This window comes from Vreelandella sp. L-25 (assembly GCF_056857535.1).
The window spans coordinates 1-13,646 of the sequence record NZ_JBSXNH010000064.1 but is presented as its reverse complement, the minus strand read 5'-3'; the positions used below and the strand labels follow the sequence as shown (position 1 = coordinate 13,646).

At 58.2% G+C, this 13,646-nt stretch carries 13 protein-coding genes; 4 read left to right on the top strand and 9 right to left on the bottom strand.

All coding sequences use genetic code 11. From position 1 onward, the window contains the following. Nucleotides 1-16 precede the first annotated feature (16 nt). The 4 genes from AC13CN_RS08910 to AC13CN_RS08895 are packed head-to-tail and all read right to left on the bottom strand — an operon-like array spanning nucleotide 17 to nucleotide 3,102. Nucleotides 17-619 carry a Maf family protein gene (locus AC13CN_RS08910; protein ID WP_044629937.1) on the bottom strand — a complete coding sequence of 201 codons (603 nt, stop codon included), beginning with the start codon at nucleotides 617-619 and terminating at the stop codon, nucleotides 17-19. Continuing rightward, the gene (gene mreD / locus AC13CN_RS08905; protein ID WP_044629936.1) at nucleotides 612-1,100 is read right to left on the bottom strand and encodes a rod shape-determining protein MreD; all 489 of its coding nucleotides are present in this window, start codon (nucleotides 1,098-1,100) and stop codon (nucleotides 612-614) included. Before mreD ends, AC13CN_RS08910 begins: the two co-directional genes overlap by 8 nt. Next, a complete protein-coding gene (gene mreC / locus AC13CN_RS08900; protein ID WP_044629935.1) occupies nucleotides 1,100-2,041 on the bottom strand; it encodes a rod shape-determining protein MreC in 942 nt (313 codons plus the stop codon). Before mreC ends, mreD begins: the two co-directional genes overlap by 1 nt. A 23-nt stretch (nucleotides 2,042-2,064) precedes the next feature. After that, nucleotides 2,065-3,102, bottom strand: a complete 1,038-nt coding sequence (locus tag AC13CN_RS08895; RefSeq protein ID WP_016913467.1) for a rod shape-determining protein — start codon at nucleotides 3,100-3,102, stop codon at nucleotides 2,065-2,067. A gap of 229 nt (nucleotides 3,103-3,331) precedes the next feature. Between AC13CN_RS08895 and gatC the strand changes: the two genes are divergently transcribed. Genes gatC through gatB form a run of 3 tightly spaced genes read left to right on the top strand, consistent with a single transcriptional unit; the run spans nucleotide 3,332 to nucleotide 6,593 of the window. Beyond that, entirely contained in the window at nucleotides 3,332-3,619 is a 288-nt protein-coding gene (gene gatC, locus AC13CN_RS08890; protein ID WP_054641298.1) for an Asp-tRNA(Asn)/Glu-tRNA(Gln) amidotransferase subunit GatC, read from the top strand. Between the two features lie 59 nt (nucleotides 3,620-3,678). After that, entirely contained in the window at nucleotides 3,679-5,139 is a 1,461-nt protein-coding gene (gatA, locus tag AC13CN_RS08885) for an Asp-tRNA(Asn)/Glu-tRNA(Gln) amidotransferase subunit GatA (protein WP_062360018.1), read from the top strand. Next, on the top strand, nucleotides 5,139-6,593 hold the full coding sequence (gatB, locus tag AC13CN_RS08880) for an Asp-tRNA(Asn)/Glu-tRNA(Gln) amidotransferase subunit GatB (RefSeq protein ID WP_058577869.1): 1,455 nt from the start codon (nucleotides 5,139-5,141) through the stop codon (nucleotides 6,591-6,593). Before gatA ends, gatB begins: the two co-directional genes overlap by 1 nt. Nucleotides 6,594-6,681: 88 nt before the next feature. On the opposite strand, the gene sixA is transcribed toward gatB, so the two are convergent. The 4 genes from sixA to AC13CN_RS08860 all read right to left on the bottom strand — a co-directional run bounded on the left by sixA (nucleotide 6,682) and on the right by AC13CN_RS08860 (nucleotide 10,723). Next, complete coding sequence (sixA, locus tag AC13CN_RS08875) at nucleotides 6,682-7,164, bottom strand: phosphohistidine phosphatase SixA (RefSeq protein WP_483053121.1); 483 nt, start codon at nucleotides 7,162-7,164, stop codon at nucleotides 6,682-6,684. Further along, the gene (locus AC13CN_RS08870) at nucleotides 7,157-8,248 is read right to left on the bottom strand and encodes an NAD(P)H-dependent glycerol-3-phosphate dehydrogenase (protein ID WP_074211603.1); all 1,092 of its coding nucleotides are present in this window, start codon (nucleotides 8,246-8,248) and stop codon (nucleotides 7,157-7,159) included. Before AC13CN_RS08870 ends, sixA begins: the two co-directional genes overlap by 8 nt. A 124-nt stretch (nucleotides 8,249-8,372) precedes the next feature. Beyond that, the gene (gene htpG, locus AC13CN_RS08865; protein WP_483053120.1) at nucleotides 8,373-10,277 is read right to left on the bottom strand and encodes a molecular chaperone HtpG; all 1,905 of its coding nucleotides are present in this window, start codon (nucleotides 10,275-10,277) and stop codon (nucleotides 8,373-8,375) included. A 98-nt stretch (nucleotides 10,278-10,375) separates the two neighbouring features. Next, complete coding sequence (locus AC13CN_RS08860; RefSeq protein WP_044629931.1) at nucleotides 10,376-10,723, bottom strand: YkvA family protein; 348 nt, start codon at nucleotides 10,721-10,723, stop codon at nucleotides 10,376-10,378. Nucleotides 10,724-10,840: 117 nt separating this feature from the next. Between AC13CN_RS08860 and AC13CN_RS08855 the strand changes: the two genes are divergently transcribed. Next, nucleotides 10,841-12,790, top strand: a complete 1,950-nt coding sequence (locus tag AC13CN_RS08855; protein WP_137093097.1) for a transglycosylase SLT domain-containing protein — start codon at nucleotides 10,841-10,843, stop codon at nucleotides 12,788-12,790. Between the two features lie 29 nt (nucleotides 12,791-12,819). On the opposite strand, the gene AC13CN_RS08850 is transcribed toward AC13CN_RS08855, so the two are convergent. After that, on the bottom strand, nucleotides 12,820-13,476 hold the full coding sequence (locus tag AC13CN_RS08850; RefSeq protein WP_044629929.1) for a LysE family translocator: 657 nt from the start codon (nucleotides 13,474-13,476) through the stop codon (nucleotides 12,820-12,822). Nucleotides 13,477-13,646: the final 170 nt, after the last annotated feature.

Sequence of the window (13,646 nt, the reverse complement as noted above, 5' to 3'; positions counted from 1 at the left end):
GGCGATGAGTCGGTGGTTACGAGGGATAACGGCCCGCCCAAACGGGAACCCCTTGCTGGCGTAGCAAGCGCGTTGTTTCAAATAGTGGCAGCCCCACCACAGCAGAGTGACTGCCCTGAATTTGTTCAATAAAAATGGCGGCTAAGCCTTGAATAGCATACCCACCCGCTTTATCGGCGGGTTCGCCCGTCAGCCAGTAGCAGGCGATCTCTTTTGCTGTTAACTCGCGCATGGTGACGTCCGTGGCCACACAACAGGAGAGTATACCTAGCGGCCCGCTTACCGCTACTGCCGTGAGTACCTGATGCGTGCGCCCAGAGAGCATTCTCAACATCTCAGCCGCGTGCTGTTGATTATTAGGCTTACCTAAAATGGTGCTATCAATAACCACCGCGGTATCCGACCCCAGCACGGGCAGCGCGGTTTTGCCCACCGCCGCCTGCGCTTTTGCCACCGCCAGCCGTTCTACATAGGCCGTGGGAGACTCTGCCTCAAGCGGCGTTTCATCAATATCGCTTGGCAAGACACTGACCGGCACACCGATAGAGGCCAACAGTGCCTGGCGGCGTGGTGATGCCGAGGCCAAACAGAGCACGGGGGTGTGGTTATCGTCACGCATTGGCCATTCGCCGCTCAATCGCTTTAAACATTGTGGAGAGCCACGGCCAGAGGAATGCGCTGACCAGCGATGGGATCAAGAAAGAGAGATGTATGGAAAAAACACCCGTCAGCGTTCTTAGCCACTGCTCTATCAGCTGAGCCAACCCTAACAGCACCAGCACCAATACCGACTGTTGTACCAGCGAATAAGCACGAAAACGGGGATACACTAGCGCGGCTAAAAACGTAAGAATCGAAAAAATCAGTGCATGCTGTCCAAGCGCTGTCCCCTCAATAAGATCCATCAAGAGGCCAAATACAAAGCCGTGAAAAACCCCAACTCGATCCGGCGCTTGCATACACCAATAAATCAACATTAGCCCAATCCACTCCGGGCGAAAAACCTGCCAACCATCGGCCAGGGGCATTACCTGTAAGCAGAGCGCAAAAATAAGGCTCAGCCAGACCACCACCAGTGGCACTACCGGCGCACGCGCCATTAGCGTTCCTCCTGCATGGCCGGGGAAGCTGGCTGCCCAAGCCGCTGGGCGGCATGGAGCGCATCGGCTGAAATATCCATGGACTCATCCCAAATAGAAGCATCCAACTCTTCGCGGGGTGGTGGAAAGAGCAGCAGGAAGTGGCGTGAACGCTGAAGCTGAGCCGAAGGTTCAGCAACAACCCGGGCAAATGGCTGGCCAGGGTCGTGATACACCTCGGTCACTCGCGCAACGGGGTAGCCCGGCGGAAAACGCCCTGCCAAACCAGAGGTGGTCAGTAAGTCACCTTCGCGAATATCCGCCGTATCCGGCACATGGAGAACGTTCACACTGCCGTAACGGCCAGTACCCTGAACAATAAAACGCAGCCCATTGCGGTTAACCTGCACTGGTAGAGCATGGCTTGCATCGGCTAACAGCAACACACGGCTAGAGTAGGCTGAAACAGCAGCCACCTGACCAACCAAACCCGATGCATCAATCACCGGCTGACCGACATAGGCACCGTTGCGGTGCCCACGATCCACCACCATTTGATGGCTAAACGGGTCATTATCCAGCGAGAGTAGCTCCGCCGTGATATAGGGAATATCGCGCCGCTCGGCAGCGCCAAGCAAGTTGCGTAGCTCGGCGTTCTCAGCCGTCAGGTTAGCCAAGCGCTGCCCGCGGTGAGAGAGCGTCAAGATTTGCTCACGCAAGTGGCGGTTTTCATCCACCAGCGCCTGCTGGTCGGCGAGTGCTAGCGCGCCCCAATTCAGCAGATCACTAGGCACACTGACTACCCACTGGATGGGAGCGACAATCGTGGTCATTTGGGCGCGCACATCTTCCATGCGAGTAAAACGATGGTCGACAAACATCAACGCGCTTGCCGCCAGCACACAGAAGAATAGCCGGTAACCGGGTAGCGGCCCGTGTGAGAACAGCGGTTTAATAGGCAATCCCCCGCGTTAAACCGCTGCGATCAGTCGCTCGACAGCAACTCAAAGGTATGCTGGTCAATCATCTCCAGCGCCTTGCCACCGCCACGCGCCACGCAGGTCAGCGGATCTTCGGCCACGATGACCGGCAGGCCAGTTTCTTCGGCGATCAGCTTGTCGAGGTCACGCAGCAGCGCGCCACCGCCGGTCAGCACCAGGCCGCGTTCGGCGATGTCGGACGCAAGCTCGGGGGGCGACTGCTCCAGCGCGCTCTTGACGGCAGATACGATAGAGCCCAGCGTTTCCTGGAGCGCCTCGAGAATCTCGTGAGAGTTGAGCGTGAAGCTTCGCGGGATGCCCTCCGCCAGGTTACGGCCGCGCACGTCGATCTCGCGCAGCTCGCCACCCGGGTAGGCACACCCGATCTCTTCCTTGATGCGCTCGGCCGTGGCTTCGCCGATCAGGCTACCGTAATGGCGGCGCACGTACGCGGTGATCGCCTCATCAAAACGGTCACCGCCTACGCGAATCGATTCTGAGTACACTACGCCATTCAGCGAAATAATCGCAATTTCAGTAGTACCACCACCGATATCCACGACCATCGAGCCCTGCGCTTCTTCTACCGGTAGCCCAGCACCAATCGCGGCTGCCATCGGCTCTTCGATCAGGAATACTTCTCGGGCACCCGCGCCTTCTGCTGACTCGCGAATTGCCCGACGCTCGACCTGAGTCGACATACAGGGTACGCACACCAGAACCCTAGGGCTTGGCGTGAGGAAAGTGCTCTGGTGCACTTTACGAATAAAGTGCTGAAGCATCTGCTCGGTAACGGTGAAATCGGCGATAACGCCGTCTTTCATCGGGCGAATAGCCGTAATGTTGCCAGGCGTGCGGCCGAGCATGCGTTTAGCGTCAGCACCTACCGAGGCTACGCTGCGCATATTGCCAGACTGGCGGATGGCGACTACGGACGGTTCATCGAGCACGATGCCACGACCGCGTACATAAATCAGTGTGTTGGCCGTACCCAAGTCGATCGATAGATCGCTGGAAAACAGCCCCCTCAAACGTTTGAACATGGATGTTGTTACCTAGTGCAGACCGGGAACCCTGTGCGGATGCAAACGGTATCACCGCAACCCCTTGGCAGCAAGCACGAGTCGTGCCGAACACTGCCCGTCAGGGCCATTATGTGGTACCTTTTGCGGCTATTTTCCACGTCTGCTCCGTCAGACGAATTTAAGATGACCGTATGTATACCGCTTAAAGCGAAATATGTTCCATCACGATTGCGAGGAAACCTCGATCATGGCGCTTGAAGAATCTCATGTGCGCCGGGCCGCACACTTGGCCCGACTCGCCGTTAGCGATGACCAAGCCAGTGGCTTTGTCGACGATCTCAGCCGCATTCTGGACATGGTCGACCAGCTCCAGAGCCTGGATACCGAAGGCGTCGCGCCGCTGTCGCATCCGCTAGACGCTACCCAGCGCCTGCGCGCCGATGAAGTCACGGAAACCAACCAGCGCGACACGTTCCAGCGCTGTGCCCCGGCAGTGGAAAACGGTCTTTATCTGGTGCCGCGTGTGGTCGAGTAACCCACGCCCACCGCTCGTTTCCGCTTATTCTATTCGCCCCTGAACGGAGCTTCCGGGTCATGCATGATAAAACCGTAACGCAGCTCGCCGCCGCCCTAGCCAGCGGCGAACTCTCCAGCCGAGAGCTGACTTCCCACTTTTTGCAGCGCATTGAGAAAGCCGACGGTCAGCTCAATAGCTTTATTACCGTGACCGCCGAACAGGCGCTAAGCCAGGCCGAAGCCGCCGATAAAGCGCGTGCTGACGGCAAAGCAGGCAAACTCACTGGCATTCCGCTAGCGCTAAAAGATATTTTTTGTACGCAAGGCGTCAAAACCAGCTGCGGCTCCAAAATGCTCGATAACTTTCTCGCGCCTTACGACGCCACCGTGGTAGAGAAACTCAGCGCTGCGGGCACCATTAGCCTGGGTAAAACCAATATGGACGAGTTCGCCATGGGCTCCTCCAACGAAAACAGCCACTACGGCGCGGTCAAAAACCCGTGGGACCTCGCTGCCGTTCCCGGCGGCAGCTCCGGCGGCAGCGCAGCGGCAGTGGCAGCAGGGCTTGTGCCTGCAGCCATGGGTACCGATACCGGTGGCTCTATTCGCCAGCCAGCGGCGTTCTGCGGCATTACCGGCCTGAAGCCCACCTACGGGCGGGTTTCCCGTTACGGCATGATCGCCTACGCCTCCAGTCTCGACCAGGCAGGCCCCATGGCACGCACTGCCGAAGATTGTGCGCACCTGATGAACGTGATTGCCGGTCACGATGTACGCGACTCCACCAGCGTCGCCCGTGGCGTGCCGGACTACACCGAGACGCTCAACGCCCCGCTCTCTGGGCTTAAGATCGGCCTGCCGAAAGAGTACTTTGGCGACGGTTTAGACCCAGAAGTAGAAAAGGCTGTGCGTGAGGCGGTGAAGGTGTATGAGTCGCTGGGTGCCACAGTGCGCGAAGTCAGCCTCCCGCATACGCACTACGCAATTCCCGCTTACTACGTCATTGCTCCCGCCGAGGCGTCGTCTAACCTTTCGCGCTACGATGGTGTTCGCTTTGGCCACCGCTGCGACTCGCCCGTCGACTTGCAAGACCTGTACACCCGCTCGCGCGCAGAAGGGTTCGGTGAAGAGGTGAAGCGCCGCATTCTCATTGGCACGCATACGCTATCGGAAGGCTTCTTCGACGCTTATTACACAAAAGCGCAGAAAGTTCGCCGCTTGATTCGTCAAGATTTTCTCGATGCTTTCGAGGATGTCGACGTGCTCATGGGCCCCGCCTCACCGACGCCTGCCTTCGACCTGGGCGCCAAGAAAGATCCGGTTTCCATGTATTTGCAAGATATCTACACCATCGCCGTCAACCTGGCAGGCATCCCAGGTATTAGCGTTCCCGCAGGCTTTGCCGGTGGCCGCCCGGTAGGCTTGCAGATTCTGGGCACCCACTTTGCCGAAGCGCAGCTGCTCAACGTTGCTCACCAGTTCCAGCAAGCGACCGACTGGCACCTTCAACTGCCTGCCTTTGCCGAGGAGAACGCCTAATGCAATGGGAAACCGTGATTGGGCTGGAAGTTCACGTTCAGCTCGCAACGCGCTCTAAGATCTTTTCCGGCGCCTCCACTGCGTTTGGCGCCGAGCCGAACACCCAAGCCTGCGCCGTCGACTTGGGCCTGCCGGGCGTGCTGCCGGTGCTCAATGAGCAGGCCGTCGCCATGGCCGTGCAGTTTGGCCTCGCCGTCCACGCCGAGATCCCTGAAGTCTCGGTGTTCGACCGTAAGAATTACTTCTATCCAGATTTGCCGAAGGGCTACCAAACCAGTCAGATGTACCACCCCATCGTGGGCGCGGGTGAAGTCGAGATCACGCTGGATGACGACACCACCAAACGGATTCGTATTCACCACGCCCACCTGGAAGAGGACGCCGGCAAATCGCTGCACGAAGACTTCCACGGCATGACCGGGATCGACCTGAACCGGGCGGGCACGCCGCTTTTAGAGATCGTCTCCGAGCCGGACATGCGCAGCGCCAAAGAAGCCGCCGCCTATCTCAAAGCGATTCACTCCATCGTCACCTATCTGGGCATTTCCGACGGCAATATGGCCGAAGGCTCGATGCGTTGCGACGTTAACGTGTCGGTGCGCCCTAAAGGACAAGAGGCATTTGGCACTCGCGCAGAAATTAAAAACGTTAACTCGTTCCGCTTTGTGGAGCGCGCCATTGCGTTTGAAGTCGAACGTCAGATTGAACTGATTGAAGACGGCGGCAAAGTAGTGCAAGAGACCCGCCTGTTTGATCCAGAGCGCGACGAAACCCGCAGCATGCGCACCAAGGAAGAGGCGAACGACTACCGCTACTTCCCCTGCCCCGACCTGCTGCCGGTGGTGCTGGATCAAGCCTACCTGGATCACCTGCGCAGCCAACTACCGGAGCTGCCCGCCGATAAGCGTGCCCGCTTCCAGAATGAGCTAGGCCTGTCCGCTTACGACGCTAACGTGCTATCAGCCAGTCGTGAAATGGCGGAGTTTTTCGAGGAAGTACACCGGGTATGTGGCGACGCCAAGCAGGCGGCCAACTGGGTACAGGGCGAACTTTCCGGCGCGCTGAACCGCGAGAATCTGAGCATCCAAAATAGCCCAGTGTCAGCCCAACAGCTTGGCGAACTCATCAGACGTGTGCTGGATGACACCATTAACGGTAAAGCCGCTAAGCAAGTGTTCCAAGCGCTATGGAATGGCCAGGGCGAGAGCGCGGATGCCGTCATCGAAGCCAAAGGCTTAAAGCAGGTGACCGACACCGGCGCGATTGAAGCGATGATCGATCAAGTCATTGCCGAAAGTCCGGCCCAGGTGGCGCAGTACCGTGATTCCGAGCCCGAGAAGCGTGGCAAGATGATTGGCTACTTTGTGGGTCAGGTGATGAAGGCATCACGCGGCACGGCTAACCCGCAACAGGTCAACGGCTTGCTGAAAGAGAAGCTGGATGCGCTGCTATAGAAAACGCGCATAGGTGCGGTGATAGACCACAAGCGGCTGCTTCGGCAGCCGCTTTTTTATGGCTGATTTTTATGACTCAGTTTTAGGATTAGGACAGCTGGCTAGGCTGGGTAAAGCGCTTAAGCTGCGCGCAGCCCGCCGCCCAGACGTCAGCCTCTAGCTCGGCAATGGCCGCCGTGGGGAAGCCAACGCCCTGGCTTGGCGCGCCTTCGACCAATAACCCAGCCAAGTCGCCCACCAAGGGCATGTGGCTGACCAGCATAATCGGCGCGTCATCACGATGAGTGAGCAACCACTCGCTCACATCGCTCGGCGGGTCTTCCGGGGTAATAAACGACAGCGTGTTAAGCGGCGCGCCCAAGGCATCGCTAATCCGCTGGGCGGTTTGCTGAGCGCGCACATAGGGGCTTGCGTAGAGCATTGGCAGCGTCAGCTCGCCCTGCTCAACGCGCGATGCCAGCCAGCGAGCCATGGTCTCGGCCTCGCGCTCCCCTCTGGGCGTCAGCAGTCGGGCGTGGTCAGGAAAGCCTGGGGCGGCTTCGCCATGGCGCATAATCAATACGCTATTCATCGCAACCTCCGCTGTTGTGTTGGCCCTGGTGGGCCTGCTCGCGATGCGCCTGCTGAACCGCTTCCCGGGGCAGGATAAATTCCACATCACTGCTCTGCTCTCCCATCATGAGCGTACTCGCCATTTCTTGTGCGGGCACCCCATCGAAGAGCACACGATTCAACCCTTCGGCCAACGGCATATAAACCCCCATCTCGCGCGCTTTTGCGCAGACCAGCTTGACGGTATTGACGCCTTCCGCCACTTGACCAAGCGCAGCCACCGCTTCCTCTAACGACAGCCCCGTACCCAGTGCATGGCCCACGCGGTAATTGCGCGACAAGTTAGACGAGCAAGTGACGATCAGGTCGCCCACGCCTGCCAAACCAAGAAACGTCATGGGGTTGGCCCCCTGGGCAACGGCGAAACGGCTCATCTCGGCCAGCGCTCGGGTCATCAGCATGCTGCGGGTGTTCTCCCCCATCCCCAGCGCCGCGGCCATGCCCGCTGCAATGGCGTAAATATTCTTTAATGCGCCCCCCAGCTCCACGCCGTGACGATCATTACTGGCGTATACGCGGAAATAGCGACAGCCCAGCACTTGCTGTACTCGAGTGCGCGTTAGCGCATCCGCACTGGCGATCACCGTGGCGGTCAACTGCTTGTCAGCAATCTCGGAGGCCAAATTAGGCCCTGCAATGACGCCAATATGGGGGAAGCCGGTCTCCTGCTCCAGCACTTGGCTCATCAGTAAAAAGCCATCTTGCTCAATCCCTTTGGTGGTGCTGACCAGGATTTGTTCGGGCGAGAGCCAGGGCTTGGCCGCTTGCACCACGCTGCGAAACGCTTTCGACGGGATGGCAATCAGCACCAGTTCGGCACCCGTCAGCACCGATTTCAAGTCGGTCAATGCGGTGACGGCAGGGTTGATCGCATAGTCGGGAAGATAGCGGCCGTTGCGGTGCTCTCGGTTGATCTGCGCGACCAGCGCCTCGTCGCGCAACCATTGACGCACGTTAGCGCCATTGTCGGCGGCGATACTGGCCAGCGCGGTACCAAAACTCCCGCCCCCCAGCACCGCGACGTTACTTTGCTGCTCTGCCATAGCCATGTCCTGAGTTCTTTTACGTAACGGTGGGCCTCAACCCCCATTTTGATAAGCACTATCTTAACAAAACAAGCGGACCGCTTGGTCAACCAAGCGGGCCGCGACTAGCGAGCTTAGGGCATTAAGCCGTCAACACACTATTGAGGCGCTTCACGTAGGCAGCCGGGTCGTCCAGATGGCCGCCCTCGGCAATGATCGCCTGATCCAGAAGGATGTGGGCTAACTGGCCAAATAGATCACCCTCTGCATTTTCCAAACGGGCCACTAGGGCATGGTTGGGGTTGAGCTCCAGAATGGGCTTCACCTCCGGCAGCTTCTGGCCTGCGGCTTCCATAATGCGGCGCATTTGGTAGCCCATCTCGTGCTCGGGCAGTACCACACAGGCGGGTGAATCGGTCAGGCGGTGGGTGATTTTCACCTCTTGAACGCCATCGCTCAGCGCTTCTTTGACGCGCTTTACGAGATCTTCCTTCGCCTTGGCCGTCTCTTCCTGGGCTTTTTTCTCGGCTTCGTCTTCGACATCGCCCAGGTCCAGCTCGCCTTTGGCCACGTCGGCGAAAGACTTGCCATCGAACTCGGTCAGGTGGCTCATCAGCCACTCATCGATACGATCGGAGAGGAGCAGCACTTCGATGCCTTTCTTGCGGAAAATCTCCAGGTGCGGGCTGTTCTTCGCGGCATTGAAGCTATCCGCCACCACGTAGTAGATCTTCTTCTGACCTTCCTTCATGCGCTCGACGTATTCGGCCAGAGAGTGCTCCTGGGCGGACGTGTCGGTATGCGTGGAAGCAAAGCGCAGCAGACCGGCGATTTTTTCGCGGTTAGCGAAGTCTTCACCTGGGCCCTCTTTCAGCACACTGCCAAAGGTGTTCCAGAACGTTTGATACTGCTCGCTATCTTTGGACAGTTTCTTGAGCATGTCCAGGGCACGCTTGGTCAAGGCACCCTTGATCTTGTCGACCTTGGGGTCCTGCTGCAGCAGCTCACGAGAGACGTTCAGCGACAAATCGCGCGTATCCAACACACCCTTGATGAAACGCAGGTAGAGGGGCAGGAACTGCTCGGCATCATCCATGATGAAGACACGTTGCACGTAAAGCTTCACACCGCGCGAGCCGTCACGGTCGAACATGTCGAACGGTGCGCGGCCCGGCACGTAGAGCAGGCTGGTGTACTCGAGCTTACCCTCGACTTTGTTGTGACTCCAGGTAAGCGGATCACTGAAGTCGTGGGCAACGTGCTTGTAGAACGCCTTATACTCGTCGTCGCTGATCTCGCTCTTCGGGCGCGCCCACAGCGCGGTAGCTTCGTTGACAGTTTCCCACGTCGTCACTTCGCTACCTTCGATCTCGTTACCGTCGTCATCCTTGGCGGTTTCGACCTTGGGCATACGCACCGGCACTTCGATGTGGTCAGAGTACTTGCGCACCAAGCTTTGCAGGCGGTAGTCGTCGGCGAACTCTTTTGCATCGTCTTTTAAATGCAGGGTGATTTCCGTGCCGTGAGCGTCACGCTCGATGTCGGCAACAGTAAACTCGCCTTCGCCTTTGGAGCGCCACTCGACGCCTTCAGATGCGGCGGTGCCCGCTTTACGAGTACGTACGACCACTTCGTCGGCCACGATGAAGGCCGAATAGAAACCAACCCCGAACTGACCGATCAGCTTGGCGTCTTTTTGCTGCTCGCCGGAGAGCTGCTTCAAAAACTCTGCCGTACCGGAACGCGCGATGGTGCCCAAGTTGGCAATCACATCTTCGCGGTTCATGCCGATACCATTATCGCGCAGCGTGATGGTGTTGGCGTCGCAGTCGTGCTCGATCTCGATACGCAGCTCGCTATCGCCTTCGTATAGAGCGTCGTTATCGAGTGCGGCATAGCGTAACTTGTCACAGGCATCAGCGGCGTTGGAAATCAGCTCGCGTAGAAAAATCTCCCGATTCGAGTACAGGGAGTGGATCATTAGATTCAGGAGCTGTTTGACTTCCGTCTGAAAGCCAAGAGTTTCTTCATGGGTCGCAGTCGTCATGCGCTTAGCCCTCATTGATCACGTGTTGCTTGACGCCTCTGCCCACAGGCAGAGGCGGAAAAGGTAGTGAACTCAATATGGGGATAAGTGAAGGGATTTCAAGAAGGTGTGCGTGAAGAAGCGGTGGCTGCCTCAGTAGCCGATTTCCAAGCGCGATAGTCGGCCAACTGCGTATCGACGCGGTTTAGTAACCAGCCTACGATCAATACGTCATCGACCACTCCTAGCAGCACCAAAAAGTCGGGGATCAGGTCGAATGGCATGACCAGGTAGGCCAACGCCAGCGCCATGGTGCCAAACGCAGACCAGGGAATCGGCCTGAAATCTCCTTTCAGCACATCGCGGGTCATGGGTAAAAATAGCTTGAGCGCACGGGCGATACGTTTAACGGCCCATACGCGTGTTTTCAATCGACGAAACAATCCCCAAACGGATAATCGTGCCATCGTTATCGAATCCTCTTAGTGTCACGATTGTCAGAACCTTATCTGTGCGTATAGTTCACTTGTCCGTATAGTTCACTATTGCGCCTTTGACCCTACCAGCGAGCAAGAGGGAGTGCCATGCCGGCTACGCCATTACGTTCTACCCTTCGCACTCTATGCGCAGCAGCCATCATCGGCCTACCGACGGGGAGTTGGGCAGCCACTGATGACGCTATGCGTGATGCGCTCAACGCCGCACGCCAGCAGCAGTGGCAACACATCGATGAGCGCGCCATCGAAGGACACATACTCAGCGGTTATGTCACCTATCACCGCTTACGCAACCAGTTGCCCAACGTGGCCGCCAGTCAAGTGCTGCAGTTCATCGAACAACATGCCGACTCTCCGCTATCGGAATGGATGCGCGGCCAAGCCATTGCCAAATATGGTCATGCAGGACGTTACGGCGATCTACTCACCGTCGCCGATGGCGAGCCTGCTGGAACGGCACGTCAGTGTTACTACTACATGGCGCTCATCGACCGTGCCCCAGAAGAGTCGCGCCGCGCGGGCTTGGCGCTTTGGCGAGTAGGCAGCTCACAGCCCGATGCCTGTGACCCCCTTTTCAACCGCCTACGGGCCGATGGCACTATCGATGCGACCGCCATCTGGGAACGCAAGATGCTAGCTTGGCAAGCGGGCGAATCGCGCCTGAGTAACTACCTAGGCGGACTACTGAGCAGCGAGTGGCAAACGGCCCTCGACACAGTGGACGCGGTCAGCAACAACACCAGGGCTATCACCAGCGCCCCCACCTGCCTAGGCCCGGAGTGCAGAGCCACGGCGGCTTTCTACCAAGCCGCCATGCAGCGCCTGACCCGAGACGACACGCCTACCGCTTTCGCCGCTTGGCAGCAGCTCTCGCCGCGCTTGAACTTAACGTCGCTAGAGCGCCAAGTGATCGATGAGGAACTGGCGTTCTATGCCCTTGTACGCAATGTACCTGGCACTCTGGGCTGGGTCGATAGTGTGCTGCCCTCTCTAGAGAGCGAACGCGTGCTGGAGCTGCGCGTACGTCGCGCCTTGGCAGACCGCCAGTGGACAGAGGTGATGCACTGGATTGCTGAAATGCCTTCCAGCCAGCAAGAGAGCAGCCGCTGGCAGTACTGGCTGGGGCGTGCCAACGAACAGCTGGGTAATCAGGAAGCTGCTCAGGCGCGCTACCAGCAGGCTGCCCAGGACCGTAGTTTCTATGGCTTTGCCGCCGCTGAGAAAATCGGCCAGCCGTACCGACTCAACCACGAGCGCCACCACTTCGACGAAGCCACCCGCGAGGATATCGCGCGACTGCCCGCCGTACAGCGCACGCAAGCGCTGCTGCGTATTGGCGAAGAGGGCCTGGCCAACAGCGAGTGGCTGCATGCCGTGCGCGAAGCGTCGCCTTACCAGGCTCGTGCCCTCGCCGACTACGCTGCCCATCAGCAGTGGCACGCCCGGCTAGTACAAACCACTATTGCTGGCGAGATGTGGGATGCGTTGGAGTGGCGCTTTCCACCCGCTTACCGCGATGACTTTTTGGCTTGGGGTCATCAAACCGGCGTTGACCCTTATCTGCTGATGGCAATCACTCGCCGAGAAAGCGCCTATAACCCGGTTGCCCTCTCTCCTGCAGGTGCACGTGGCTTAATGCAGTTAATGCCGGGCACTGCCGCGCAGGTGAGCCGCCAGTTGGGGCTTAACGACCCCGGGCCTTATGGCGTACTGGAGCCTGAGCTGAATATTCGCCTGGGTAGCACTTACCTTCGCGACAAGTTAGAACGCTATCAGGGCAACCGCTTAGCGGCGACTGCCGCTTATAACGCTGGCCCTGGTCGCGTAGACCAGTGGCTGGGCAGCAACAGCATGGAGTCGTTCGACCTGTTCGTGGAGAGCATCCCCTTCCGCGAAACCCGCGATTACGTGCAGGCCGTACTGAGCTATCGGGTCATCTTCGAGAGCCTGGCCAACGGCGGTAGCAGTGAAGGCGTTTCGCTATTGAACGACAGCGAGCAGAGCGTTCGCTACGACCGCGCGCTGGTTCAACGCTAAGCCTGTCTCCGCTCCCCTCCCGCGCCCGGTCACACCGGGCGCTGCTCCAGCGCCAGCCGCAGCCCGAACATGACCAGCACCGCCCCCGTGGCCGCATTCAGGGTTTGTGCAAAGCGCGCGCTGGCCAGCCATTTGCTGGCGCCTCCCACCATCAGCACCACGCTGATCTGCCAGATATTAGCAATGACAAAATGTACGCCTGCCAGCCAGAGTGATTTCAGCAGCGCAGGGTCGGTGGGTGCGATAAATTGCGGCAAAAACGCCATATAGAAAATCACGGTTTTAGGATTCAGCACATTCGAAAGAAGCCCCTCTTTGATCGGCTGCCAAAGCGGCACTGGCATGGACTCCTTCATAACACCTTTCACCGGCAGCGGTGTTCCCTGGCGAGCTGCCAGCAGACTAGTGATACCCAGCCAAATCAGATATGCCGCCCCTGCCAGCTTCAGCATATTAAACGCCCAAGCCGACTGCAGCAGAATGAATGAAATCCCTAACGCAGAAACGGTGGCATGCACAAACAAGCCGCAGCAAATCGCTACGCTAGTGGCCACCCCGTCCCGAATCCCGCCTCGCGCTGTATTACGGATCACCAAGAGCGTGTCTACCCCTGGGCTTATCGATAGCAGCGTAATTGCCACAACGAAAGGGATAAACTGCGCATCAATAAGATTGAGTTCCATCATGGGCCAGGCTCGCTGAGTGATAAAAAATCGGGTAAGCGGATTAAATGGTTGATCTTACCTTTGCATGAGAGTGAGACAGACCGGCATCTCATCGGATTATCTGGTTGATGCTTCACCTACTGCTGGTGCATGTTTCCTTCGCTAATTCCAGCAAGAACCCCACACGCCTC